This window comes from Chitinophaga fulva, from assembly GCF_012927205.1.
Taxonomy (GTDB): domain Bacteria; phylum Bacteroidota; class Bacteroidia; order Chitinophagales; family Chitinophagaceae; genus Chitinophaga; species Chitinophaga fulva.
Genome location: NZ_JABBGC010000001.1, coordinates 787,418 through 811,462 on the forward strand (window position 1 = coordinate 787,418; position 24,045 = coordinate 811,462).

Annotated in this window: 27 protein-coding genes; 9 read left to right on the forward strand and 18 right to left on the reverse strand. The window is 49.0% G+C overall.

From position 1 onward, the window contains the following. Positions 1-3: 3 nt before the first annotated feature. The 9 genes from ccoG to HHL17_RS03435 all read right to left on the reverse strand — a co-directional run bounded on the left by ccoG (position 4) and on the right by HHL17_RS03435 (position 9,364). Positions 4-1,410 (reverse strand): cytochrome c oxidase accessory protein CcoG, encoded by a 1,407-nt coding sequence (gene ccoG, locus HHL17_RS03395; RefSeq protein ID WP_317166512.1) that lies wholly within the window; start codon positions 1,408-1,410, stop codon positions 4-6. Continuing rightward, positions 1,397-2,473: a cbb3-type cytochrome c oxidase N-terminal domain-containing protein gene (locus HHL17_RS03400; RefSeq protein WP_169223381.1), complete on the reverse strand. Its 1,077-nt coding sequence runs from the start codon at positions 2,471-2,473 to the stop codon at positions 1,397-1,399. The genes ccoG and HHL17_RS03400 overlap by 14 nt, the downstream gene beginning before the upstream one ends. Positions 2,474-2,482: 9 nt before the next feature. Continuing rightward, positions 2,483-2,662 carry a CcoQ/FixQ family Cbb3-type cytochrome c oxidase assembly chaperone gene (locus HHL17_RS03405; RefSeq protein WP_168808603.1) on the reverse strand — a complete coding sequence of 60 codons (180 nt, stop codon included), beginning with the start codon at positions 2,660-2,662 and terminating at the stop codon, positions 2,483-2,485. 21 nt (positions 2,663-2,683) lie between these two features. After that, the gene (gene ccoN, locus HHL17_RS03410) at positions 2,684-4,852 is read right to left on the reverse strand and encodes a cytochrome-c oxidase, cbb3-type subunit I (RefSeq protein WP_169223382.1); all 2,169 of its coding nucleotides are present in this window, start codon (positions 4,850-4,852) and stop codon (positions 2,684-2,686) included. Positions 4,853-4,892: 40 nt separating this feature from the next. Beyond that, positions 4,893-5,051 (reverse strand): cbb3-type cytochrome oxidase assembly protein CcoS, encoded by a 159-nt coding sequence (gene ccoS / locus HHL17_RS03415; protein WP_169223383.1) that lies wholly within the window; start codon positions 5,049-5,051, stop codon positions 4,893-4,895. A 7-nt stretch (positions 5,052-5,058) separates the two neighbouring features. Then, the gene (locus HHL17_RS03420; RefSeq protein ID WP_169223384.1) at positions 5,059-5,355 is read right to left on the reverse strand and encodes a cupin domain-containing protein; all 297 of its coding nucleotides are present in this window, start codon (positions 5,353-5,355) and stop codon (positions 5,059-5,061) included. 187 nt (positions 5,356-5,542) lie between these two features. After that, positions 5,543-7,975, reverse strand: coding sequence for a heavy metal translocating P-type ATPase (locus tag HHL17_RS03425; protein ID WP_169223385.1), 2,433 nt, complete (start codon positions 7,973-7,975; stop codon positions 5,543-5,545). Positions 7,976-7,977: 2 nt separating this feature from the next. Further along, complete coding sequence (locus HHL17_RS03430) at positions 7,978-8,532, reverse strand: hypothetical protein (protein ID WP_169223386.1); 555 nt, start codon at positions 8,530-8,532, stop codon at positions 7,978-7,980. Between the two features lie 109 nt (positions 8,533-8,641). Further along, a complete protein-coding gene (locus HHL17_RS03435) occupies positions 8,642-9,364 on the reverse strand; it encodes a Crp/Fnr family transcriptional regulator (RefSeq protein WP_240975075.1) in 723 nt (240 codons plus the stop codon). Positions 9,365-9,405: 41 nt separating this feature from the next. On the opposite strand from HHL17_RS03435, the gene HHL17_RS03440 reads away from it, so the two are divergent. The 5 genes from HHL17_RS03440 to HHL17_RS03460 all read left to right on the forward strand — a co-directional run bounded on the left by HHL17_RS03440 (position 9,406) and on the right by HHL17_RS03460 (position 13,350). Continuing rightward, positions 9,406-10,002 (forward strand): pseudouridine synthase, encoded by a 597-nt coding sequence (locus HHL17_RS03440; RefSeq protein WP_169223387.1) that lies wholly within the window; start codon positions 9,406-9,408, stop codon positions 10,000-10,002. 177 nt (positions 10,003-10,179) lie between these two features. Continuing rightward, the gene (locus HHL17_RS03445) at positions 10,180-11,055 is read left to right on the forward strand and encodes a YicC/YloC family endoribonuclease (protein ID WP_169223388.1); all 876 of its coding nucleotides are present in this window, start codon (positions 10,180-10,182) and stop codon (positions 11,053-11,055) included. Positions 11,056-11,072: 17 nt separating this feature from the next. Beyond that, entirely contained in the window at positions 11,073-11,561 is a 489-nt protein-coding gene (locus tag HHL17_RS03450; RefSeq protein WP_169223389.1) for a gliding motility lipoprotein GldH, read from the forward strand. Beyond that, complete coding sequence (locus HHL17_RS03455; protein WP_169223390.1) at positions 11,558-12,577, forward strand: sensor histidine kinase; 1,020 nt, start codon at positions 11,558-11,560, stop codon at positions 12,575-12,577. The genes HHL17_RS03450 and HHL17_RS03455 overlap by 4 nt, the downstream gene beginning before the upstream one ends. A 62-nt stretch (positions 12,578-12,639) precedes the next feature. Beyond that, on the forward strand, positions 12,640-13,350 hold the full coding sequence (locus HHL17_RS03460) for a response regulator transcription factor (protein WP_169223391.1): 711 nt from the start codon (positions 12,640-12,642) through the stop codon (positions 13,348-13,350). Between the two features lie 24 nt (positions 13,351-13,374). Here the strand turns inward: HHL17_RS03460 and HHL17_RS03465 are convergent, their stop codons facing one another. Beyond that, positions 13,375-13,638 carry a hypothetical protein gene (locus HHL17_RS03465; protein WP_169223392.1) on the reverse strand — a complete coding sequence of 88 codons (264 nt, stop codon included), beginning with the start codon at positions 13,636-13,638 and terminating at the stop codon, positions 13,375-13,377. On the opposite strand from HHL17_RS03465, the gene HHL17_RS03470 reads away from it, so the two are divergent. Continuing rightward, complete coding sequence (locus tag HHL17_RS03470; RefSeq protein ID WP_317166515.1) at positions 13,559-14,371, forward strand: sensor histidine kinase; 813 nt, start codon at positions 13,559-13,561, stop codon at positions 14,369-14,371. The genes HHL17_RS03465 and HHL17_RS03470 overlap by 80 nt on opposite strands. A 10-nt stretch (positions 14,372-14,381) precedes the next feature. On the opposite strand, the gene HHL17_RS03475 is transcribed toward HHL17_RS03470, so the two are convergent. From HHL17_RS03475 to HHL17_RS03485, 3 genes are all read right to left on the reverse strand, one after another. Beyond that, positions 14,382-15,173 carry a tetratricopeptide repeat protein gene (locus HHL17_RS03475; protein WP_169223394.1) on the reverse strand — a complete coding sequence of 264 codons (792 nt, stop codon included), beginning with the start codon at positions 15,171-15,173 and terminating at the stop codon, positions 14,382-14,384. A gap of 2 nt (positions 15,174-15,175) precedes the next feature. Then, positions 15,176-17,128 (reverse strand): BatD family protein, encoded by a 1,953-nt coding sequence (locus tag HHL17_RS03480; RefSeq protein WP_169223395.1) that lies wholly within the window; start codon positions 17,126-17,128, stop codon positions 15,176-15,178. A gap of 196 nt (positions 17,129-17,324) precedes the next feature. Beyond that, positions 17,325-18,026 carry an SDR family oxidoreductase gene (locus HHL17_RS03485; RefSeq protein WP_169223396.1) on the reverse strand — a complete coding sequence of 234 codons (702 nt, stop codon included), beginning with the start codon at positions 18,024-18,026 and terminating at the stop codon, positions 17,325-17,327. A gap of 96 nt (positions 18,027-18,122) precedes the next feature. On the opposite strand from HHL17_RS03485, the gene HHL17_RS03490 reads away from it, so the two are divergent. Beyond that, entirely contained in the window at positions 18,123-18,818 is a 696-nt protein-coding gene (locus tag HHL17_RS03490) for a YjjG family noncanonical pyrimidine nucleotidase (protein ID WP_169223397.1), read from the forward strand. 58 nt (positions 18,819-18,876) lie between these two features. Here HHL17_RS03490 and HHL17_RS03495 read toward each other — a convergent pair whose 3' ends face one another. From HHL17_RS03495 to HHL17_RS03515, 5 genes are all read right to left on the reverse strand, one after another. Then, a complete protein-coding gene (locus HHL17_RS03495) occupies positions 18,877-19,131 on the reverse strand; it encodes a hypothetical protein (protein WP_169223398.1) in 255 nt (84 codons plus the stop codon). 28 nt (positions 19,132-19,159) lie between these two features. After that, positions 19,160-19,813, reverse strand: coding sequence for a phosphatidylserine decarboxylase family protein (locus HHL17_RS03500; protein WP_169223399.1), 654 nt, complete (start codon positions 19,811-19,813; stop codon positions 19,160-19,162). Positions 19,814-19,940: 127 nt separating this feature from the next. Beyond that, on the reverse strand, positions 19,941-20,825 hold the full coding sequence (locus HHL17_RS03505) for a phosphatidate cytidylyltransferase (RefSeq protein WP_169223400.1): 885 nt from the start codon (positions 20,823-20,825) through the stop codon (positions 19,941-19,943). A gap of 66 nt (positions 20,826-20,891) precedes the next feature. Beyond that, positions 20,892-21,137: a putative signal transducing protein gene (locus HHL17_RS03510; RefSeq protein ID WP_169223401.1), complete on the reverse strand. Its 246-nt coding sequence runs from the start codon at positions 21,135-21,137 to the stop codon at positions 20,892-20,894. A gap of 27 nt (positions 21,138-21,164) precedes the next feature. Further along, positions 21,165-22,115, reverse strand: a complete 951-nt coding sequence (locus tag HHL17_RS03515) for a CPBP family intramembrane glutamic endopeptidase (RefSeq protein WP_169223402.1) — start codon at positions 22,113-22,115, stop codon at positions 21,165-21,167. Between the two features lie 198 nt (positions 22,116-22,313). Here HHL17_RS03515 and dusB point away from each other — a divergent pair, with 198 nt between their 5' ends. Then, positions 22,314-23,381: a tRNA dihydrouridine synthase DusB gene (gene dusB, locus HHL17_RS03520; protein WP_169223403.1), complete on the forward strand. Its 1,068-nt coding sequence runs from the start codon at positions 22,314-22,316 to the stop codon at positions 23,379-23,381. Between the two features lie 43 nt (positions 23,382-23,424). Next, positions 23,425-23,994, forward strand: coding sequence for an NUMOD4 domain-containing protein (locus HHL17_RS03525; protein WP_169223404.1), 570 nt, complete (start codon positions 23,425-23,427; stop codon positions 23,992-23,994). The last annotated feature ends 51 nt before the right edge of the window (positions 23,995-24,045 follow it).

Genomic DNA, 24,045 nt, shown 5'->3' on the forward strand with positions numbered 1-24,045 from the left:
AGTTTATTGTACAGGTCCGAGGAAGGTGGTACGCATGCGGATAATCCGTTTATCGCCTTCATAAATACCGATATAAAGGGTGGATTTCCGGTTATGCAGCGCCTTTTTCGGTACGATGATAAAGAACGTGCCTTCTCCCTGTCCTTCTGCTTTTACAGTGATGGTGTTTTTACCCACTACTTCCACATGTCCCGGCTCATCTTCCAGTTTCAGCTGCAGGGGTATTTCCGCAGTGGTTTTATTGATCAGTTTAATACGGTAGAGGTTAGAGATACTGTCGGTGCCTCGCTCCTGGTATAACATGCCGGCGGTGCGCATAATAGTACCGCTAACTGGTTTGCGGCTGGCGAGCATAAAAATGATGGCGCCGAGCAGCAGGGTGAGGATACCGGTGTAGATACGCAACCGTGGCGTAAAACGGAGTGGTGCTTTCTGAGCAATGCCGTTTTCGGAAGCGTAGCGTATCAGTCCGCGGGGGCGTCCGGTATTATCCATCATATGATCGCAGGCATCGATGCAGGCGGTGCAGTTCACACATTCCAGCTGGGTGCCGTTGCGGATATCGATACCGGTAGGACAAACTTTCACACACTGGGCGCAATCGATGCAATCACCGATGGCCCTGGAATCATCTTTACGGAATTTTCCGCGGGGTTCTCCCCTTTCGTAGTCATAAGCTACAAGGATGGAGTTCTTATCAAGCAATACGCCCTGTAAGCGGCCGTAAGGACAAACAATGGTGCATATCTGTTCACGCATGAAGGCAAACACGCCGTAGAACACACCGGAAAATACCAGGATGGCGATAAATCCGCCGGTATGTTCAGACAAAGGTGCTGTAATGATGTTGCCGAGTGTTTTGGCGCTGATGATGTAAGCCAGGAATATATTGGCGATCAGAAAGGACAGTGCATAAAAAACGAGGTGTTTGGCGGTTTTACGGATGATTTTATTGGTGTTCCATGGTTGTTTGTCCAGCATACGCTGAGCGGCGGCGTCTCCTTCAATCCAGTATTCTATCCGGCGAAAGAGCATCTCCATGAAGATGGTCTGCGGGCACATCCATCCGCAGAAAAGCCGGCCAAAGGCCATGGTGAACAATACAATAAAGAGGATAAAGGCCAGCATGGCCAGACCGAAGATAAAGAAGTCCTGAGGCCAGAAGATAGCACCGAACAGGATGAATTTGCCTTCTACTACATTGAGCAGAAATAAAGGCCTGCCATTTATGGATATAAACGGCAGGCTGAAAAAAACACTAAAATAAAAGATGCTGAGAAAGCTCCGGATATTATAGTAGCGTCCTTTCGGTTGCTGGGCGAATATCCAGTTGCGCTTTCCCTGCTTATCAACTGTGGCTAAACTATCTCTGAACGTATTGCTATCGGTCATGACTTTATTCTTTTGCACCTTGTGGTTCTTTAGGATTGGGAGGGTTGCTGCCATGGATGGACTTCACGAAGCTGGCCAGCTGGGCCAGTTGTTTCGGTGAGAAGTCTTCCTGCCATGCTTTCATCCCTTTGTCGGGCACACCGTACTTGATGGTTTTAAATACATCGTTGATTTTACCACCATGAAGCCAGTAGTCGTCAGTAAGGTTAGGACCTACCACGCCTTGTCCCTGGGGGCCGTGGCATGGCGCGCAGCTGGCAACAAATATTTTCCCTCCTGCTGCGAGATCGTCCGCATTGTCCATCATCTTCACGTTGTTTTCGTCGATATTGTTAGCGGCATTTTTCAGGTATTCGGCTTTGGCGATGGCGGCTTTCTCTTCGGCCATGGCCAGCTCCTGTATCTGATTAGGGGCGGAATGGGATATTTCCGTGCGCCAGAAATATACTACGCCGAAACAGATGCTGAAGACAAACCCCCACTTCCACCAGGGAGGTGTGGGGTTGTTCAGCTCATGGATGCCATCGAAATCATGGCCCATGTCTTCTTCTGTTTCGGTCGTAGCATCCAGGGTCCTGGTTTTGTTAATTCTCTCCAGCCAGGAGATACGTGGTTTCGCAGGATCTGCTGCATGAGCTGCCGCCCTGCGTTTGCTTTTACTTTTGATCCCGGCCAGAAAGCGCAGTACAAAAAGCAGGGAGATGATCACGGCTATTTCCAGGACAACAATGGAAACTAACAGGTATAGGGAGGACTGTGATAACGGCGTATAATAGGCTGATTGTTCCGGTGCCACGCTGGTAGCGTTTGCCGGCAGGCTTGCTGCCAGTGATAACGTTACCAGGGCAAGGATGGCCGGAAGTTTGGCGGCCTCTCTTTTCATTCTTTCACGATAAAGGTCCATGGCGCCCACCACAGCATTGCCCAGGATGGCGATCACGAGTACCAGTCCGATGATGACCGTCAACAGCACCAGCGCTACCGGATCTTTCAGTTCGGAAGGCGGCTTGGGACCGTTGGCCAGCGCGGACACGCTGCATAACAGGCTACCGCTGAGTGTATATAATAGCTTCCTTTTCATATGTATCGTTTATAGGCTTTGGGTTTCATCATTATCTAAAGGGATGCGGCTGATCTGATCTACCATGTTACGGTCTGCCCGGAATGCCCAGAAAGCGGCGAAGACAAAGAAGATAGAGAAGATCAGCAGGGAAGCCATCGGGTAGATGCTGACACCGGCAATTGATTCCAGATAATTAATGAACTTCATGGTCCTGTGTTTTTATGTTGACTAAAAATCGTTTTTGGTGGTGCCTTCGGTGCTGGCATCCGCGGTGGCGGGCTTTTCTGCCGGGGCCATTTTAATGTCCTTGCCCATTCTTTGCAGATAAGCGATCAGCGCTACAATTTCACGGTCTGCTTTCACGGGGAGTTTGTCTTTCTCCAGTGCGGCGGCAATGCTGTTGGCCTGCTTGTCCAGATCAGCGAGGGCCTGCTTTTCATAACCATCCGCATAAGGCACGCCCAGTTTACGCATCACATTGATCATGGCTGGTGTTTTGCCCCTGTCGATACGTTCTTCAAACAGCCAGGGATATGGAGGCATGATAGAGCCGGGAGACATGGAGGTAGGGTCCAGCATGTGGTTATAGTGCCAGCTGTCGGGGTATTTACCGCCTATTCTGGCCAGGTCCGGACCGGTACGTTTGGAGCCCCATTGGAACGGGTGGTCGTAGATAAATTCGCCGGCTTTGGAGTACTCGCCATAACGGGCCACTTCATCACGGAAAGGACGGATCATCTGGGAGTGACAGGTATAACAGCCCTCACGAATATAGATATCGCGGCCGTGCAGTTCCAGCGGCGTATACGGTTTCACGCTGCTGATAGTCGGGATATTGCTGCGTATCAGGAAGGCAGGCACCATTTCGAGGATACCGCCTACTGCTACTACTACGAGGCTGAATACCACCAGCTGGATAGGACGGCGTTCGATCCAGTTGTGCCAGTGCGCTTTACCATGCGTAGGAATCACTTTCGGCAGCGGTGCGGCTTCGGCTGCTTCGTTGGCCACAAATGCACCACGGCGGATCGTTTTGTACAGGTTCACGATCATGAGCACCAGGCCGCTTACATACAGCAGGCCACCAAAGGCGCGCAGGGCATACATCGGAACGATGGTGGTCACGGTTTCGAGGAACTGGTATTTCAGTTGTCCTTCTTCGGTGAACTGTTTCCACATCATGCTCTGGGTGAAGGCAGCCCAGTACAGCGGTATCACATAGAAGATAATGCCGAGGGTACCGATCCAGAAGTGGGTGTTGGCCCATTTGCGGGAGTACAGCTGTGTAGAGAAGATGCGCGGGATCATCCAGTAGAGGATACCGAAAGTCAGGAATCCGTTCCAGCCCAATGCGCCAACGTGTACGTGTGCGATGGTCCAGTCGGTATAGTGGCTGATAGCGTTCACGTTTTTGAGCGACAGCATCGGTCCTTCAAAAGTGGCCATACCATAGCAGGTAAGCGCTACCACGAAGAATTTGAGGATGGCGTCTTCCCTTACACGGTCCCATGCGCCACGCAGGGTAAGCAGACCGTTGAGCATACCGCCCCAGGAAGGTGCGATCAGCATCAAGCTGAATACGGTGCCGAGGGACTGTGCCCATTCAGGCAGTGCGGTATACAGCAGGTGGTGAGGGCCAGCCCATATATAGATAAATATCAGTGACCAGAAGTGGATAATAGACCAGCGATAGGAATATACCGGCCTGTTGGCGGCTTTGGGCACAAAGTAGTACATGAGGCCGAGGTAAGGCGTGGTGAGGAAGAAAGCCACCGCATTGTGGCCATACCACCATTGTACCAGGGCATCCTGTACGCCGGCGTACCAGCTATAGCTTTTAAACAGCGACATCGGATACTCGAAAGAGTTGATAATGTGTAACATCGCGATGGCTACCCAGGTACCGATGTAAAACCAGATGGCCACATACAGGTGGGATTCGCGGCGACGCAGGATAGTACCCAGCATGTTGGCGCCAAACACCACCCATATAACGGTGATGGCCATATCAAATGGCCATTCCAGCTCAGCGTATTCCTTGCCGGTAGTATATCCCAGGAAAAGCGTCAATGCGCCGCCGGCGATGATCGCCTGCCATCCCCAGAAGTGGATCTTACTCAGCAGGTCGCTGAACATACGGGCTTTACATAACCGCTGCAGCGAGTAGTAAACACCCATGAAGATGCCATTACCTACAAAGGCGAAAATCACGGCATTGGTGTGTACGGGCCTGAGACGCCCGAAGGTAGTAGGGGCGAAACCCAGGTTAAGCTCCGGCATTACCAGCGTAAGGGCTGCCCAGAGCCCTGCCAGCATACCGATCAGCCCCCAGAACATACAAGCGTAGGCAAACCATTTTACCGTGCGGTTGTCGTAATAAAATTTTTCGAGAGACATAGTGCTGTTTATTGTTGCTTAATAGATGGCTTATTTGCGTTTACTCGTTGGTGTTATCCTTTTTGTCTTCAAAGAGAATACGGTGTGCGGGAGAGAAATCATCTTCAAACTGTCCGTTCTTTACTGACCAGATGAAGGCGGCCAGGAAGCCCGCTGCTACGACAAGGCTGGCGCCAAGTAAAAGAATAATTACGCTCATAACAGTATCATTTTACCAGTAAAAACCTGGTTGTTTCCAAAGCTTGCAAGGCATGTTTTTCGTTGGCGCTGAATGTGAGCAAATCACCGGTTTCAAGTACCGTTACTTCGTCTTTCAGCATAAAAGCCACCTTCCCTTCCAGTATCAGTACCATGGCATCTACAGGGGAAACATGCGGCGGGATCTGATGTCCCTGTTGCATGATGATAAGGGTGGCCTCTGCTCTTCTGCTTTTCAGCAACAACCGGCTGGTTACTTTCCCGGTCCCCTCTTCCTGTAATACGTTCATGGTCTTCATCAGCATAAAATCATGGTGTGTGCAAATCCGGCAAAGCATAGATCGCCCGTTATGCACAGGCAGCCTTGTTTTCAGGCTGCCCGTACATCCATTTCAATCGGGCTTTAATACTGGCGCTTTTAAGATTTCACGGTGTGTATGTTGTGTTGATAGCAAAGGTAGCAGCAACCACGGGCCACTGCAATGATATTGCTCAATCAGGAATATGATTTTTGTCAGACATTTCTCCTGATGCTTTACCAGCAAGCTTTTTACCCTGCCATTCGCTGAGCAGGAAAGTCATCAGCACAATGCTGATAGAGCTGGCGGGCATTAATATGGCCGCTACCAGCGGAGATAAAAGCCCTTGTACGGCGAAGTAAAGACCGGTTATATTATAAACGAGAGAGAGAATGAAACTGGCCAGGATAATGCGTTTGTTGGCTTTGCACAGTTGTACGAATGACAACAATAACGGCAGTTGCGTGGCTTCGAGGATGCCATCGCTGGCGGGGGTGAAATTGTTGCTGTCCTCTGTGAGGGAGATGCCGATATCACTTTGTTTCAATGCGCCGGCGTCATTCAGCCCATCTCCTATCATCATCACTTTTTTACCCTGTTGTTGAAGGGAGACGATATAGGCCAGTTTATCCGCGGGCTTTTGTTCAAACAGTAAAGTGGTCTCATGGCCCATGAGCCTGCGCAGGTTCATGGCTTCCCGGTCGTTATCACCAGAGAGCACTGACATGGGATACTGTTGCTGCAATTGTTTCAGCAACGGCCGGATACCGCTGCGGTAATTATTATGAATGGTGAACAGTCCGGTCAGTTTATCATTGACAGAGAGGTATACGATGCTGCCGTCTACTTCATCCTTGCGGTGTGCGCCGGTAAATTCGGCATTGCCCAGTCGCAGGAAATTGCCTGCTACCCAGCCAGACACACCTTTGCCGGTAACATCCCGGAAGTCCCGCACAGGCATAGCTGCCTTGGTATTGCAATACCCGGAGATGGCTTTACTGAGCGGATGGGTGGACTGTGTGGCGAGACTGGCGATCAGGCTCTCCTGGAAAGGGGTGAGCGTATCACCATAATATTTGACATCGCTGCCGGTTTTGCCGGTAAGCGTGCCGGTTTTATCGAACACGATATGTGTGGTGTTGGCGAGATTCTCGATGGCCTGGGCGTTGCGGAGATACAGCTGGTGCCTGCTCAGGATGCGCAGGATATGTCCGTTGGTAAAAGAAGAGGCCAGCAGCAACGCACATGGACAGGCAATGATCAGGATGGCGGTAACTGCAGGCCATATACGGGATGGGTCATGAAACGCCCAGTACGTGGCGCTGAGTGCGGCTATCAGCAATACTACCCAAGTGAAATTGCGTCCCAGCAGGTGCACGAAAGACACGTGTTTTTCTTCTTTGTTCTTCAGCTCATCACGGTTCCAGAGACTGGTAAGGTAACTTTGCGCTACTTCCTTGATTGTCAGGATTTCGATATTGCCTTCCAGCTGCCGGCCGCCGGCATAGATGATCTCTCCCACGGATTTATTGACAGGCGCGGCTTCGCCGGTCACAAAGCTATAGTCGATCAGCGCTTTTCCTCTCACGATGATGCCGTCTGCGGGCACCAGTTCATTGTTGTGGATAAGCAGGGTGTCGCCTGTTTTAATATCCGGTAATGCGGTAGGTACTTCTTTCTCATCGCGTATAACGCTGACGGCTATAGGGAAATAAGCTGTATAGTCACGATCGAAAGACAAACCCTGGTAGGTTTTGTCTTGCAGGATACGGCCTATCAGCATAAAGAACACGATGCCGGACATAGAGTCGAAATACCCTGCCTGTCCTTGTGTTACGTCTGCCACGCTTCGGATGAAAGTCACTACAATGGCGAGCACAATAGGAACGTCGATATTAAGGAAGCCGTGTTTGAGGCCGCTCCAGGCGGATTTGAAGAACACCTGTGCGCTATAGAAGAATACCGGTAATGCCAGTACGAGGTTCATGTACTGGAAGAGGCGGTTCATGCCGGCGTCGGTGTGGCCGCTGCCGGTAAAATATTCCGGGAAGCTAAGCAGCATGATGTTACCAAAACAGAAACCGGCTACGCCCAGTTGATAGATAAGATTACGTTTGATACCGGGCTTCTTATGCTGAAGGTCCTGAAGACTGATGTATGGTTCATAACCAATAGCTGTCAGCACTTCGGCTACACGCCGCAAGGAGGTTTGTGTTTCGGAGAAGATAACCAGTGCTTCTTTTTTGCTAAAGTTGACGGTTACACGTTGTATGCCTTTGTCGAGCCGGTGCAGGTTTTCCAGCAGCCACAGGCAGGAGCTGCAATGTATATGCGGAATATAGAAACTGACATGGGTTTGGTTTTCGTCCCTGAACTGAATCAGTTGTTGTTGAATTTTGTCATCTTCCAGGAAGGCGAATTTATCTTTTCTGACAGTAATACGTTGATTTACACCAGGTTTGTTATTCAGGTCATAATATTCACAGAGGTCATACTGGTTCAATATTTCGTACACCAGTTTACAGCCTTCGCAGCAAAAAATTTTATCCTGGATGGTGATGTCCTGGTTGTGGCAATCTTCCCCGCAGTGGTAGCAGGTTACTTGTACGTCAGAATAGGTAGCCATGATTAGTCGATGCTTACGGTGTTAAGAATTTCATCCTGATGGATAATGATGGTGTTGGCAGGCAATACGGCCGGATACAGGATGTTTTGTGCGATATAGTGCCACTGTTGCAGCAGTTGCTCCACGGTGTACATATCACTGAGGCATATTTTATAAGCGGGGCTCCAGTGGCCTTGCAGCAGGTAGTTGCCGGTTACCTGGCGGAGTTTCTGGAGCAGCAGCATAATTTTCTCGAACGATAGCCGGATGCTGTCGTAGGCGGTGGGTTTCAGGCTTTTGCGACCTTTTTTATGGATGGAAGCGTTGCGGATGACCGGGAAGATGAGCGTCATTTCCTTGCGCATCAGTTGCGATATTTCGGTCTGCATTTTAGCAAACAGCAGTTGCTGTAGATCTGTGGTGGCCGGGGCAGTTGGGTCGTCCTGCCTTTCCAGGTTAAACCAGGCCATGACTTCTTCCGCGGTGCGTTCTATCGGTTGATGGAACTTGCTGGCAATCACGTCGCAGAGTGCGGCGGGTGTCAGTTCGTGAAAGTTAATGATAGCATATGGATGCATGGATGGATGGTATTTTTGATGTTACAAAAGTACCGGTACACCCATCCCTGTGGAATGATATGTATCAAGTCAGCGTATGATATTTGTCAGTACCTGCCTGAAACGGCGGCTAGTCCTGGAGATTGGCGGTTTTTACGATCTGCTGGAGGTCGAGGAGACGTATTTTTTTACCTTCCAGCTCGATCATACCGTCTTTTTTGAATTCGGAAAGCAGGCGGATGGCCGATTCGGTGGCGGTGCCTACGAGGTTGGCGATTTCTTCACGGGAGAGGCGGACGCTGAGGGTATGGCCGTCTGCTTCCAGGCCATAGGTTTCTTTGATGAAGAGCAGGGTCTCTGCGAGTCTTTCCCGCACCGGTTTCTGGGCGAGGTGGGTGATTTTAAGCTCGGCTTTGCGCAGTTCGCTGGACAGGATGCGCATCATTTCAAAAGAGAGGGAGGCATCCTTCTGCAGGATGCTCATGAAAAGGTCTTTTGGTACAAAGCAGATAGAAGAATCTTCCAGGGCGGTGGCGGTGGCGGTGTAGCGCTCATTGCTGAGCAGTGCTTTATACCCCATGATGTCACCGGCTTTTACCAGGCGGATGATTTGTTCACGGCCATCATCGCCGCTGTGGGACAGCTTTATTTTCCCGTCGTTGATACAGTAAACGCCAAAAGGATAGGCGCCTTCATGGAAGATCACCTGGCCTTTTTTGTAGACGGAGCATACTTTGGCCTGGTCAATCTGTTCCAGATTGCACTGTTCCGCCTTGCAGAAAATGGAAGAAAAACGGTCCTTGCAATGTTGGCAAGCAGGATTTTGTATTGTGCTACCCATATCAATCTGCAAAAGTACTAATTTACAGCTCCTTAACCAAAGCAAATGCTGTCGTGTCGTTAAATTATTATGTAATTTATAAACCATATGAGGTGCTGTCCCGGTTTACCCCGGAAGGAAACAAATCCTGCCTGGCAGATTACTTTAAAGTGCCCCGGGATGTGTATCCGGTGGGGCGGCTGGACTATGACAGCGAGGGGCTGTTGTTGCTAACGAATGACAAGTCATTGAATAACAGGTTGCTACTGCCACAATACGCACATGAAAGGGAATACTGGGTGCAGGTGGACGGAGCTGTTACAGATACCGCCGTGCATCAGCTGCAGGAAGGCGTGGATATTACGGTAGACGGTAAGCTTTATCATACAAAGCCCTGTTTTGCTGAAATCTTTTCCGACGAGCCTTTTTTGCCGCCGCGCAACCCTCCTATCCGTTTCCGCAAAAACATTCCGGCGCCATGGTTGCGACTGATATTGCAGGAAGGAAAAAACAGGCAGGTACGTAAGATGACGGCGGCCACCGGCTTTCCTACGTTGAGGCTTGTCCGTTACCGGATGGAAGAAGTCACTATAGAAGGTATGCAGCCCGGAGACATGGTACAGTTGAGTCGTAATACCGTTTATAAAAAACTCCGCTTGCAAGTATCCTGATTTGAAGGGATTTGATTACTTTAATGTTCCCGGGGCAGAAGCCCGGGACTAAAATGTTGAATGCGGATTGATCTCCATTTCTCCTGGGCTTTGGCTCCGGGAAATATCAAATAACCATTTGTCAATATTAGCAAATCCACAAATTTTAACTAGGTTTGTTGCCTACAAATATCTATTATGCTGAAATCAATGACTGGCTTCGGAAGGGCGGAAAGCACGAGAGGCGAAACAAGTATCGTGGTTGAAATCAAATCGCTGAATGGAAAGCAATTTGAAGTGAACCTGAAAATATCGCCCCTGTTAAAACCCTACGAGTTTGACATCCGTTCGCTGATGCAACAAACCCTGCAACGCGGGACACTGGATGTCAGCATCAACATTCGTCAGAATGGTGCAACGCGGCCGGTTGTGATTAACACAGACCTGGCCAAGTATTATTACCAGTCCATCACGATGCTGGCCAATCAGCTGGAGCTGCCACAGGGCGATATGCTGAATGTGCTGATGAAGCTGCCGGAAGTGGTAACGCCATCTACCGACCAGTTGACCAAAGAAGAGTGGAAAGATGTGGAAGACACCCTGAAGGAAGCACTCACCGATCTGGACATTCACCGTCAGGATGAAGGCCAGATGCTAAAGTCAGACCTGCAAACGCGCATTGATAATATCGAACAATATTCCCTTAAAGTCCGCGAACTGGACCCGCTCCGGAAAGATCGTATCCGCCAGCGCCTCGAAGGCCTGCTGGCAGAACATGTGGGCAAAGACAATGTTGACGGCAACAGGCTGGAACAGGAACTGATCTTTTATTTGGAAAAACTGGATATCTCTGAAGAACTGTCCCGTTTGGAAAATCACCTCCGTTACTTCCGTGAGATCCTGAAAGACGAAGATCCGGCCAAAGGAAAGAAACTGGGCTTTGTGTTGCAGGAAATCGGCCGTGAAATCAATACCACCGGTTCTAAAGCCAACGACGCCGGTATCCAGCAGTGGGTAGTACTGATGAAAGATGAACTGGAGAAAGCCAAGGAACAAGTATTAAACGTTTTATAGTAAGGCGTATACCGTATATGAAAAGACTATTTGGGGTAACCGCAGGTTTACTTTTACTGGCTGCAGCCTGCAAGCCGATCAAAATGGATGCCTACGAAAAGAACCTGGAAATACCGGGACATGACTGGGCTTACGGCTATAAACCTTCTTTTGATGTGAACATTCTGCCGGAAGATACTGCTACCCTGTTTGATATTTATGTGAATGTACGCCATAGCGATGCCTATCCCTACAGCAATATGTGGCTGCTGATAGGCACCAAATATCCGGATGACAGTATTCCCAAAGAACAAAGGGTAGAACTGCCGCTGGCGGATATCAACGGCAAATGGCATGGCAACGGTATCGATGATATTTTTGAACACCGGGTCCTTATCCAGCAAAAAGCCCTCTTCAACAAACCAGGCACCTATCATTTTACATTTGAACAAAACATGCGGCAAAACCCGCTCCCCCATGTAATGAATATAGGTCTGCGGATAGAGAAAGCCGGCAAACGGCCATGATGAGAAAATTCTTTAATAAAATGCAGGAAGGGCAGTCCGTGTCCTTCATTTACCTGCTGGTACTGGCTTACACTATCGTCGCTCTCATCTGGTGGGGCGTGCTGCTGTTCAGACAAAGCGAACAGATCAGTCAGTTCGAGAAACAAAACCTCTCCCTACGCATCGATAGCCTCGCCCAGCCGGTGGAACATCAGCTGGAGTTTCAACGGATAGAAAAAGACGCTCATATGCGATCTTTTAAATATGTAGGAGAAGGTGCCATTTTTTTAGGAATCATTCTGCTCGGCGCGCTCTTTGTATATAGAGCGGTCTGGAAATACATGAAGCTCAGCAGGCAGCAGCAAAACTTTATGATGGCCGTAACACATGAATTGAAATCGCCCATCGCTGCCGCCAAACTGAACCTGGAAACCATCCGCAGACATAAGCTGGATGAGGAAAAGCAGGCCAAGCTGATAGACAATACCATCCGGGAAACCAACCGGCTCGACCAGCTCTGTAATAACATTTTGCTGGCAGCACAGCTGGAAACCCACAACTATAAGCTGTTTAAGGAACCGCTCGACTTCTCCGCCTTATTGGAAGGGAATATCCGGGAATTGCGCAACCGCATCGCAACACATGTCATAAATGCAGACATTCTGCCACATGTGTGGCTGGAGGGTGACAAGCTGATGTTACAAATCATCCTCAGCAACCTCGTAGAAAATGCGGTGAAATATGCTCCCCGCAACTCCACGATCACGGTACGCCTCTTCGAATCCGGTCATCGCCTGAAATTACAGGTGTCGGATGAAGGCCCCGGGGTGCCTGATGAGGAAAAGGAACGCATCTTCATGAAATTCTACCGCCTTGGTAATGAAAACACCAGAAAAGCCAAGGGCTCGGGATTAGGATTGTTTCTCACCGCCAAGATCGTTGAACAACACAACGGCCTGATCTGGGTGAAAGACAACCAGCCTACAGGTGCCTGCTTCGAGATAATCTGGCAGGAATATTCCGTGCAAAGAGCGTAAATTAGTTGACGGATTCATGCTTCGGCAAGTCCGTGATTTATAGTCACATCAAACGATAACACATGAAGGAAGCGACCAAAGCATCCATATTACTGGTGGAGGACGAGGAAAACCTCCAGGAGGCGCTTAAGCTCAACCTGGAACTGGAAGGATATGAGGTGACCGCCGTAGACAACGGTACCGCTGCCCTGAAAGCAGTAAAAAACGAATATTTCGATCTCATCATACTGGATATCATGTTGCCGGAAATGGACGGCATTGCTGTATGCGAAAACATCCGCATCCAGAACAATGAAGTGCCCATCCTCTTCCTGAGCGCTAAAAACAGCAGCGCCGACCGCGTGCTGGGCCTCAAAAAAGGTGGTGATGATTACATGACCAAACCCTTCAACCTCGAAGAGCTGCTGCTCCGCGTAGAGAAGCTGATCGTCAAAAACAAAAAAATACAGGATAAAGACAGCGTGCCCAATGTTTACCGCTTTGGCGATAATATGATCGATTTTGCCGCACAGGAATGCGTAGGCAAAGACGGTAAACACTATGAACTGAGCAAGAAAGAAGCAATGCTGCTGAAACTGTTGATCGAAAACAAAGGCGAAGTAGTCACCCGTGAGAAAATATTGCAGGTGGTATGGGGATATAACGTTTACCCCACTACGCGCACCATCGATAACTTCATCCTCAACTTCCGCAAATACTTTGAGGAAGACAGCCGCAACTCCAAGTATTTCCACTCTGTAAGAGGCGTAGGGTACAAGTTTACCGAAGCCTGATCATTCAGCTATTTGGTTATTTGGTCATTTAAAATATTTAAATATCCAAATAACCAAATGACTGAAGACAAAACCACTTTTCCGCAATTTCTCCCCGCTTGCCTGTAAAAAACTGCCTCCGGATAATTCCCGCTTCCCCAAAGGAGTGTTTTGACCGATATTTATTGGACTGATCAGAAAGAGTTCAACTTTCCTGTAAACCTTAGACGTGGTACAACATTTCAATGAAATAGTTTTTGCTGCGGGATGGCCGTATTGGCTGTTTTTTTTGTTAAGTCTCCTTGCCATTGTAATATTTTTTATCCAACGGGAAAAAAGAATTAAAAGAGCCTCAGCGAAAGAAATAACCATACAACACACCTTAATCAACCTGGAACTCCATGCTTTCCAGGCACATATGGACCCGCATTTTATATTTAACAGCCTCAACGCTATCCATCATTATATCCTTACCACCAGTACGGATATGGCCTCGCTGTACCTCACCCGCTTTGCCCGGCTGATGCGCCTCATGATCAGCAATTTCAATAAGGAATGGGTAACCCTGCAGGAAGACCTCGAAGCGCTGGAACTCTATATCCAACTGGAGCAGCTCCGTTTTGACCAACAGTTTTCTTATCAAGTGAGAATCGTGCATGACGTGAATTCCAACAGCACCCTCATCCCTCCCCTGATCATCCAGCCTTATGTACAGTACGTGATCTGGCACCGGTTACTGATGCGTCCCGAGAAAACCGGCGGCCGGCTGGTGGTCCATATCGGGAAAGACCACAACCGGCTCTATATTCAATTGGAAGACAATGGGATTCAAGCCAGCGAATTACTGGACGACATCGGTGAGCGGCAGGCTGCCGGTATAGATATTGCCGCAGAACGGCTGTATATGATGAGTGAGAAATATCAGATGAAAGCAGGTATTCATGCTCAACAGCTGTTTGATGAAACCCGTCGTCCTAATGGCAACCGCCTCACGATCAGCATGGAGCATATGTTGTCGCGGCATATGCCGGTGGCTGTGTAACCCCGCCAGTCTACAAGTGCTTAATCCAGGCGCAGCTGATCCACCCGGTTTTACCATCTGCCAGCGATATCTTACAGTAGTCTTTGGTGGCATCAGCAATATGTACCTTCATACCTTCCTGCACTTCAAAGACATCCTTACTATTGTCGTCCGGTGCCGTTTTTACTTTGATATTGCTATGCATGATGATACCTGCCTGATGGTTGTTGGCCACAGTATAAGTATCTATCGCCATCACCAGGTAAAGCGTAAATAAGGCTCCCAGCGCATAGTTGCCCCAACGGAGGAATTTGTTTTTCCAGCCGGGCAGAAATGTATTGAGCATAATGCCGGCTATCGCCAGCCAGAAGAAAAGGATGCATCCCACGGCCCAGCCATTGGGCTTGTGCAGCTGTTGGAGCTGCCGCCACCATTGTTGAAAGAATACTAACGGTAACTCATCTACGAAGCCGTTCACTTTTTGATTCGCAAGGGCCAGGTTATGTTTGGCTGCTTCATCGCGGGGCGCCAGTTGCAGGGCCTTTTCATAATTAAAAACCGCCTCTCCTGTTTTGCCGGCTTTGTAATAGGCATTGCCGGCGTTGAAATACAGTGCTTTTATGGCGTAGCCGTCGTCTATCAGTTGTTGATAGGCGGTTGCGGCTTCAGTGAATTTGCTTTGTTGATAAAGGCTGTTGGCCGCATCAAAACGTTGTTGCGGGAGTGCCTGCTGTGCCCTGAGGAGGCTGCCGGTTAACAGCAGGATGGCCAGTAACAGGGCTGATTTAATATTTTTATATCCGGGCATACTACCTTTTCTCATGATTAATTTTTGAGTGCGTCTTCCAGATTGGTGATGATCGTCACTGCTTTGGAATAGGTGCCCTGCATTTTGTCATTGCTGTGGGCCGGGGCATACAAGGCCACTTCGCAGTTGTCAATCAGCTCAAACAGGTCGCTGGTATTGGTGCCGTTAATATGACGGGCGGCCAGTTTATCCTGTATCAGTTGTTTGCTCAGGTCTGCGAAAGGTATTTTCAGTTTGTGGCTGAGATAACCCCAAACGGCGCGGGATGTTTCTTCATAGAAAGCTTTGTCTTTGCCTTCTTTGAGATATCTGGCGGCCAGCTCCAGTCTCTTCAGGGCCACTTTATTGGCGTAGCGGTGTTTGAGCAACGCGGCGTTGGTGGTATTGTAATCTTTTCTGCGTTTGTAGAAGATCACGGCGCCGGCGATGAGCAGCGGTAATACCAGCAGCGCATAGAACCAGGGGCTGATGATGAACCAGCTGCGGCTTTTGGTCCATTGCTGGATACCGCCATCTATTTTCACCAGGTCGTTTTTGCCTACACCGAAATCGTGTTTCTCTTCTTTTACCCGTTTACCTTGTGTAATGTCGATGACAAAAGGTTCGGAGCGGAGTGTTTTATAGCTGTTGGCTGCCGGATCGAAGTAAGAAAACTCGACGGCCGGGATGGTATGTTTACCTGCTTCCTGTGGCATGAGCACGTATTCAAACTGCCGGCTGCCGGAAAGCGGGTTACTGTTTTTCTCGATGTCGTCTGTCATTTTCGGATCGTACTTCTCAAAACCGGAGGGCACGTCCAATTTGGGAGCATTGAGCAGGTTCACGTTGCCGTGGCCGCTGATAGTTACTTTGAGCGTAAGGGCATCGTCTGTGCTGAGGGTGGTTTTATCCACTACGGCAGTCATCTTGAAGCTGCCTACCGCGCCGTTATAGCTAAGCGGGCGGCCTTCTACCGGCAATGGTTTTACGTTGATCTTTATCGGGTTGCTCTGGATTTTATACGGTACGTCCTGGTATTCCACTTCCGGCCGGTTGAAGAAGTCGTCGAAGAACGGGTCTTTGAAAGCCGGGTCATTGAAAAAGTCTTCGAACGGATCGCGGCCATTGCGGTTGCGTTTTCCGTTGCCCACCAGTTTCACGAGGCGTACCTGGTTGTCCACTTCTACGGGGTCCAGCTCCAGTGTGCCGGATTGCAGCGGGAACAGCAGTGTTTTACGGATGGTGAACACTTTATAAGGCACGCCATTGATACGTTCTTCCGTTGCCTGCGGCGGATTGGGAAGTTCTATATCTTTTGCGGAGAATCCTTTGAATGCCGGTACTTTGGTGACGCTGGAGTTTGTCGGGAGCCGCGTATAGAGTTTATACGTAGCCGTTAGTTGATCGCCTTCGTAGAGGTTGGTTTTATCTACATCTACTTTGAGGAAGATATTTTTCTTCAGTTTTTCGTTGATGTCCTCTCCTTTTTTGAGGATACCGTCAGACAGCTCTTCGCTGATGCCGCCGCCACCTTGTCCGCGGTGTTGAGGCACCATCTGTTGCGGTTGTTGTGGCTGTTGCTGTGCCTGCGCGTTGCCTTTCCGTACTTCAATGAGTACCGGGTTGGACTTGATAACATTGCCGTTTACCCGGGCTTGTGCGCCGGGAATGGTGAAGCTGCCCACATGTTTGGGCTGCAGCACATAATTCAGTGCAAAATATTCAGAGCGCCGACCGTTGAAGATGGATTGACCCTGCATTTGTGAAGGGCCTTGCAGTACTTCAAAGTCTTTAAAATTGGGCGGTGTAAAGCTGGTGATGTTGGTCCCGTTTTCCAGCATGAACTGTATCTGGAAAGGTTCGTCCAGGGTAATGGAGTTACTGCTCACGCTGGTGGTAAAGCGGAGATCTTGTGCGCTGGCACAAACGACCAGCGCCAAACAACACAAAACAGAGAAAATGTACTTCCTTATACTAAATCTGTCCTTCATAGTTATGTCAACAAATTTAACCAAACCCGCTCCGGAAGCGGTGTCAACTGCCGTTAAAACTTAGTTAAAAGATTATATATATTCAATTACAAATTACGAATTACGCATTACGAGAATGGGTTTCTTTGTGAGAAGGCAGTTTAGGAGCCTTTTTATAAACATACCCTTAATTCGTAATTCGTAATTTCTAATTCGTTTAAATATCTCCTAACATAGGTCTGAGCTGTATTTCTTCAACAACAGTCTGTTTGGCCAGTGTAAAGGCTCCCCATACTACGCTGGCGATATCTTCCGGAGGCATCATCCTGTCCGGCGGTGCTTCAAAGCCGTCCCAGGAGGCGGTCAGCGTAGGCCCGGGGCTAACGGCGGTTACCCGCACGTTGTGGGACATCAGCTCCCGGCGCAGGTTTTTGGTGAATCCGAGCAGGGCATATTTGGTGATACTATAGGAGCCGCCGTTGGGATAGGCGTGATAGCTGGCGGTGGAGCACATATTGAAGATATGGCCGTTACGTTGGGCTATCATAAGGGGCAGCAGCTCGCGGGTGAGGTGGTAGGCGCTGTATACATTGACGGCCATCAGCTTTTCAAGCAGGCCGTCGGCTTCCTCATGCAGGGCGCCGGGGATAAAGATACCGGCATTGTTGACCAGTATGTCCACGGTTGACCATGTGTTTTTGATTTTCTCTGCAAATGCCATCACCTGGGCTTTATCGCCCATATCCACAGATTCGGCGATGACCGTTACAGCGGGATTTTTCTCCTGAATAGCTGCCTTGGCAGCGGCCAGCGCGTCTGTATTCCGTGCACAGATGATCACGTTGAAACCTTCTGCCGCCAGTCTTTCTGCAATAGCCTTTCCGATGCCTTTGCTGGCACCTGTTATAACTGCATTCATAATTTCTTCGATTAAAGTGTTAAAATAGTGAATTTTAGTTGAATGACCTTAGTCTGGAAACCCCATCTGTCTGGTATTTTGTACCTTTGCCGCGTTATGAGATATAAACATCTTTTCTTTGACCTGGACCATACGCTCTGGGACTTTGAAACCAACGAACAGGAGACCTTGCTGGAACTTTTCAACAGCTATGGACTGGCCAATCGCGGAGTACCATCTTTTGAAGCATTTTCCGAATCTTATGTTGGGCACAACGAACGGTTATGGGACCGCTTCCGGAAAGGGTTCATCAACCGGGCAGAATTGCGTGATAAACGTTTCCGCCTCACGTTGCTGGATTTCAAGATCGGGGATGAAAAGCTGTGCCAGGCCATGAGTACACAGTTTCTGGACATATTGCCCAACAAAAAGGCGCTGTTTCCCGAAACGAAAGAAACGCTGGACTATCTTGCGGCAAAGAACTACCCGATGCATATGATTACCAACGGGTTTGAAGAAACGCAGCTGTTGAAGATGAAGAATGCGGGAATCGAACATTATTTCACGCATATCGTCACCTCTGAAGTGGCCGGCAGCCTGAAGCCTTATGCTCCGATTTTCGAATATGCCATTGCCAAAGCCGGCACTACTGCGGCGGAAAGCATTATGGTGGGCGATGCGATGGAGCTGGATATTAAAGGGGCGCATGGTGTAGGCATGGACCAGGTGTATTTTAATCCTGCCAAGCCACCGGTAGATTTTAAGCCAACGTTTACCATCGGACATCTGAAAGAACTCAGAGATATTCTGTAAAATGAGAACGGGGATTTCGATTATCGAAATCCCCGTTCTCTTTATAAGATAGCTTTTATTACGACGCCTTCTTTGCAGCGGCGGTCCTGAGACCGGCTGTGCGGGAGGGTTGCAAACAGCAGCTTTTTTTAGTCTTGTTACGGGCTGTAGAGTCTTGTTGATACTGCATCAGCTTCGCTGTGCCGCAGGGCAGCGGTTTGCATGCTGTCGCTGAGGCCTCTTTGGCTGTCGCCTTGTGGCCGGGCTTATCCTGAGCGGTGGCTGCTCCTGTGGCCAGGAGTAACATTGTCAGTGCAGTCAAAACATTTTTCATACAAGTCCTGTTTAAGGCTACTAATATACTAGATTTTTGCGATCACGGTCTGTCCGCCCTTTACCACTTGTTCCAGTTGTACGGCCACTTCTGTGCCTAAAGGCAGGTAAAGGTCCACACGGGAGCCGAATTTGATAAAGCCCATTTCTTCGTTCTGGCTTACCTGCATACCGGGTTTCAGGTAGTTAACGATCCTGCGTGCGAGTGCGCCTGCGATCTGTCTTACCAGGATATCTGCTTTCTGGTTACCGATTACCACAGAGTGTCTTTCATTCTCCGTAGATGATTTCGGATGCCATGCCACGAGGTATTTACCGGCGTGGTACTGCGACAGTTTCACGGTACCGCTGATAGGATTGCGGTTCACGTGCACATTGGCAGGGCTCATAAAGATAGACACCTGCAGGCGTTTATCCTGAAAGTACTCCGGTTCAAAAACTTCTTCTATCACCACCACTTTACCATCGCAGGGAGAGATAACCAGGTTATCTCCGGTAGTATACTGTCTGGCTGGTACGCGGAAAAAGGATACGATAAAAAGGAAGAACAGGATGGAAAAGATCAGAATGGCATAGCTTACTGCAGGGATAGAGCCCAGCCAGTAAAATACTGCCCCGTTGATCAGCGCCAGTACCAGGAATACAAGGGAAATGGTAGCAAATCCTTCACGATGGATCTTCATTTGTTTTCTTGTTTGTTAGATTTTTATATATATCCCGGCTTTCGCCGGGATGATTAAGCAAAGTGCAAAGTTACTTCAGAAATACTTTTTTCTGTCAGATGAATATAAAATATTGATTATGTGTATACTAGCCCATCATAAAGGCATGTACATAAATCCATGCAAATGGCGTGGCCAGCAGCAGGGAATCGAAGCGGTCGAGGAAACCGCCATGGCCGGGCATGATATTACCGGAATCTTTGACGCCGGCCATACGTTTGAGTCTGGACTCCAGCAGATCGCCGATGGTGCCGAATATGGCCGCGATGCCTGCCAGCACCAGCCAATGCTGCAATGACAGGTATTGCTGGCCCCAGTAGTAGCCATATACGCCGGCGGCGGCAATGGCCAGTATCATCCCTCCCACGGTGCCTTCGATGGTTTTTTTAGGGGAGATGGAGGGGAAGAAGGGCGTGCGGCCTATGAGAGAGCCTACGATGTAGGCCATGGTATCATTGATCCAGATAAAAATGATGAGCAGCAAGGGAATCAGCCAGCCGGGGGCAGTACCTACGTTCTCCGGCGTGTAGTGAATATCCATGGCATTGAGCCGGATATTGACCAGCAGGCTGAAGGGGACTACCGCATACAGGAGTCCCATGCAGGAGTAGCCCACATTGCGGGGAGAGAAATCTTTATCAAGTAATATTTCGCCAAGCGGTAATACCAGCAGGAAGATGATAGCGACCCACCAGCCAAGGAAGCCGGTAGAGATACCGCCCATTTGAAAATAATCTCCGGTGAAAGACAGCATGACGGCGCAACCGGCGATGGTTACCCCCCATTTGTGCCAGGAAGGTATATTGCTATAACCGGTATCGATCAGGCGCATGAGTTTAAAAAATTCCTGCAGCGCAAAGAAACTGACCAGGAAAAAGAGCAGAAAGAAGGTAAAGGGACTCCATAAGATACCTCCCAGCATCACTGCCACAAACACCAGCGCAGAGGCAGTGCGGGTAAAAAAAGTCTTCATTATGCGTAGTTCTGTTAATAATTCTGAACCGCAAAAGTGTACAAAATTACCCTGCGGAGCAAATTGCTATTCCGACACCTCGTTCGGGTCGCCGGTGGGAAGGTTGTTATGATTGTGTACAAGGTCCTTTGCTATCTGTTCTTCTTTCTCGTGTACATACAATTCCGCCTGTCCGGGGAGGGTAATATTGTAGGAAGATGACTGACGATTGATCAGCACGGCGGTGATACCGTTGTCTGCCAGCATACCTTTTACTATCTCCGCCTCAAAGGGACGGTCACTTGAGAATATCTTCACCCAACCTTTTTCCATAATAATAACATTTGTCTCCCCGGTAAATTACTGATTTTCATCCACACCCATGTTGTCTATTTGATCGTCGTCTGCCTTTTGAACAGGGTCTGTCATGAGCATGGGCGTGGATTTCTGGCGTAACGCCCATAGCAGTCCGACAGATACCACAAGGCTGAACAGCGCGATATACCATGCTACCGGCGTGTCTTTGGTGGGGTCGGTCTTAATGATGCCCTGCTGGAATAAGTATATCATCACTACCAGTGAGCCGTTGTTGAGTATATGGGCAAAGATGCTTAACCAGAGGTTGCCGCTCAGCACATAGATGGCGCCCAGGACAAAGCCCAGCACTACCCGCACCATAAAGCCCAGCATTTCGAAATGGATGAAGCTGAAGAAGATAGCAGTCAGGAATACACTGAGCCATACCCTGCGGGTGCTTTTGATGAGCAGGCGCTGGAATACACCGCGGAAGAACAGCTCTTCTGCTATGGCAGGCACAATGGCCATCAATACCAGGTTGATGAAAAGGTCTTTGATAGTAGGCATACGAAGCATGACGCCCACCAGTTTTTCGGCTTGTTCCTGCATGTCGCGGGCTGCCTGTGGCACGTTCCAGGTCTGATTCCAGTTGTTCAGGTAGCCGCCAAACCAGGTAATGCTGTACATGGCCATCAGCGCCAGCAGTACCTGAATGGCGCTGGGGGCGGGTTTCAGGCCAAGGTAGCGGCCGGGGTACGGCTGCCACAGATAGGCAAAAAGGCCTGCCGGGACCAGATAAACCACCACCGAATATAAAAACTGCGTAATTTTCAGATAGCCGATAAGGTTAGGGTCCTTAATATCTCCGTTTTGAAGGTCCAGGAGCGAATGGCCGGTTAGCGGTTCCATCAGCAACATCAGGGCTGTATTGTACATCAGCATGAAGCCGATGAAAAAACCGAAAAAGGTAATAAACTGTAATGCGGGTGGGGACTGTTTCAGATAACCGGTCATAAATACTTACTGTATTAATTTTGCGTAAATTTACATCGTGAAATCCAGTTTGCAGTGATACCTGGTGATCTCCGTCATCTTTTTATGTATCCTGCCTGCTTACCTCCGGGAGTAAGGAACTGTCACTTCCCGCTGTGAAAAAGAGTAATATAAAGTATAAAAATAATAACTGCGGTCTGGCACTGTGGTATTTAACTTATGGTGAAGATAGGAAATATAGAATTGGGTGAATTCCCGCTGTTGCTCGCTCCTATGGAGGATGTAAGCGATCCGCCCTTCCGTGCGGTCTGTAAAGATAACGGAGCTGACCTGATGTATACCGAGTTCATTTCTTCGGAGGGGCTTATCCGTGATGCCATCAAAAGCCGGCAGAAACTGGATATTTTCCCTTATGAGAGACCGGTAGGTATCCAGATCTTCGGCGGAGATGAAGAGCCAATGGCCATGGCCGCCCAGATCGTGGAAACAACGAACCCCGACCTGCTGGACATCAACTTTGGCTGCCCGGTAAAGAAGGTTGTCTGCAAAGGCGCCGGTGCCGGTATCCTGAAAGACATCCCTAAAATGGTGAAGCTGACAGCCGCAGTGGTAAAAGCCACCAGGCTGCCGGTAACTGTAAAAACCCGCCTTGGCTGGGATGATAACACCAGGAACATTGAAGAGGTAGCAGAGCGGCTGCAGGATGTGGGCATACAGGCACTGACTATTCATGGCCGTACCCGTACCCAGCTGTATAAAGGCCATGCAGACTGGACGCTGATCGGTAAAGTGAAGAATAACCCCCGTATCAAAATTCCGATTTTTGGTAACGGTGACATATGTACGCCGGAACAAACGATAGCCGCCCGGGAGAAATTTGGGGTAGACGGGGTCATGATAGGCCGCGCTGCCATTGGTTATCCCTGGATATTCCGGGAGATCAAGCATTTTATGAAGACCGGTGAACATTTGCCGCCTCCAACTGTTTTGGAAAGAGTAGAAGTCTGCAAAAAGCATCTCCGCCAGTCCGTGTCCTGGAAAGGTGATATTGTGGGAATCCTTGAAATGCGCCGCCATTACGCAAATTACCTCAAAGGACTGCCCCATATTAAAGAATTCAGGCAACAATTAGTAACTTACAAAACATTAGCTGAAATAGAAGACGTATTAGACGCAATTGTTTCACAATACAAGGACCACATTTTCGAAAGGACATCTCCCCCACTAGCTGAACAGAATTTTCTACCAGCTGATAATGAAATGGCTGGTTGTAACGTTTACGTCTAAACGGACTAACCCCATCAAAACAAAAATTATAAATTACTTTCACATGACCACAATTAAAAATCTGAGAAATGAAGTCTGGAAAGACTTACAGATTAAAAACAAATCTGCCCTGCGTAAGAGATACGCGGTTTCAAACATGGGGAGAGTGATCAGTTATCATGAAAGTACAGAAGATGGTAAGCTGCTCACGGGTTCTACCGTGGAAGGCTATACGGTTTTGAATGTAAAACCGGCGGACAGCTACCAGTCACTCTACCTGCACCGGGAAGTGGCCAAGCTTTTCAACAAAAGACCAGGACGTGCTCACAGATATGTGATCCACCTGGACTATGACAAGAAAAACAATAAGGCCAACAACCTCAAGTGGGCGACTAAAGAGGAAATGGAAGAGCACCAGCAGAACAGCCCGGCGAAACTGGCTTACAAAGAGAAGCAGCGTAACCGCATCAAAGGGCTGAAACTGAATGTGACCAAGGTGAAGAGCATCAAGCGCTTACTGAACAAGCCAGGTAAAAAAACCATGAAGCAGATCGCTGAACAGTTCGACATCAGCGAAATGCAGCTGTACCGCATTAAAAGCGGTGAAAACTGGTCTCACGTAACACTGGATTAACGCCTGGTTTGCCAGGAATGATCATATATGATGTTGTCTGACTATGGCCAT

Coding starts and splice junctions, on each gene's coding strand:
- HHL17_RS03400 (WP_169223381.1), bottom strand. CDS start 2,473: ATGAAAAGGAAGCTATTATATACACTCAGCGGTAGCCTGTTATGCAGC.
- HHL17_RS03405 (WP_168808603.1), bottom strand. CDS start 2,662: ATGAAGTTCATTAATTATCTGGAATCAATTGCCGGTGTCAGCATCTAC.
- ccoN (WP_169223382.1), bottom strand. CDS start 4,852: ATGTCTCTCGAAAAATTTTATTACGACAACCGCACGGTAAAATGGTTT.
- ccoS (WP_169223383.1), bottom strand. CDS start 5,051: ATGAGCGTAATTATTCTTTTACTTGGCGCCAGCCTTGTCGTAGCAGCG.
- HHL17_RS03420 (WP_169223384.1), bottom strand. CDS start 5,355: ATGCTGATGAAGACCATGAACGTATTACAGGAAGAGGGGACCGGGAAA.
- HHL17_RS03425 (WP_169223385.1), bottom strand. CDS start 7,975: ATGGCTACCTATTCTGACGTACAAGTAACCTGCTACCACTGCGGGGAA.
- HHL17_RS03430 (WP_169223386.1), bottom strand. CDS start 8,532: ATGCATCCATATGCTATCATTAACTTTCACGAACTGACACCCGCCGCA.
- HHL17_RS03445 (WP_169223388.1), top strand. CDS start 10,180: ATGCTGAAATCAATGACTGGCTTCGGAAGGGCGGAAAGCACGAGAGGC.
- HHL17_RS03450 (WP_169223389.1), top strand. CDS start 11,073: ATGAAAAGACTATTTGGGGTAACCGCAGGTTTACTTTTACTGGCTGCA.
- HHL17_RS03455 (WP_169223390.1), top strand. CDS start 11,558: ATGATGAGAAAATTCTTTAATAAAATGCAGGAAGGGCAGTCCGTGTCC.
- HHL17_RS03460 (WP_169223391.1), top strand. CDS start 12,640: ATGAAGGAAGCGACCAAAGCATCCATATTACTGGTGGAGGACGAGGAA.
- HHL17_RS03465 (WP_169223392.1), bottom strand. CDS start 13,638: ATGGCAAGGAGACTTAACAAAAAAAACAGCCAATACGGCCATCCCGCA.
- HHL17_RS03475 (WP_169223394.1), bottom strand. CDS start 15,173: ATGAGAAAAGGTAGTATGCCCGGATATAAAAATATTAAATCAGCCCTG.
- HHL17_RS03480 (WP_169223395.1), bottom strand. CDS start 17,128: ATGAAGGACAGATTTAGTATAAGGAAGTACATTTTCTCTGTTTTGTGT.
- HHL17_RS03485 (WP_169223396.1), bottom strand. CDS start 18,026: ATGAATGCAGTTATAACAGGTGCCAGCAAAGGCATCGGAAAGGCTATT.
- HHL17_RS03490 (WP_169223397.1), top strand. CDS start 18,123: ATGAGATATAAACATCTTTTCTTTGACCTGGACCATACGCTCTGGGAC.
- HHL17_RS03495 (WP_169223398.1), bottom strand. CDS start 19,131: ATGAAAAATGTTTTGACTGCACTGACAATGTTACTCCTGGCCACAGGA.
- HHL17_RS03500 (WP_169223399.1), bottom strand. CDS start 19,813: ATGAAGATCCATCGTGAAGGATTTGCTACCATTTCCCTTGTATTCCTG.
- HHL17_RS03505 (WP_169223400.1), bottom strand. CDS start 20,825: ATGAAGACTTTTTTTACCCGCACTGCCTCTGCGCTGGTGTTTGTGGCA.
- HHL17_RS03510 (WP_169223401.1), bottom strand. CDS start 21,137: ATGGAAAAAGGTTGGGTGAAGATATTCTCAAGTGACCGTCCCTTTGAG.
- HHL17_RS03515 (WP_169223402.1), bottom strand. CDS start 22,115: ATGACCGGTTATCTGAAACAGTCCCCACCCGCATTACAGTTTATTACC.
- dusB (WP_169223403.1), top strand. CDS start 22,314: ATGGTGAAGATAGGAAATATAGAATTGGGTGAATTCCCGCTGTTGCTC.
- HHL17_RS03525 (WP_169223404.1), top strand. CDS start 23,425: ATGACCACAATTAAAAATCTGAGAAATGAAGTCTGGAAAGACTTACAG.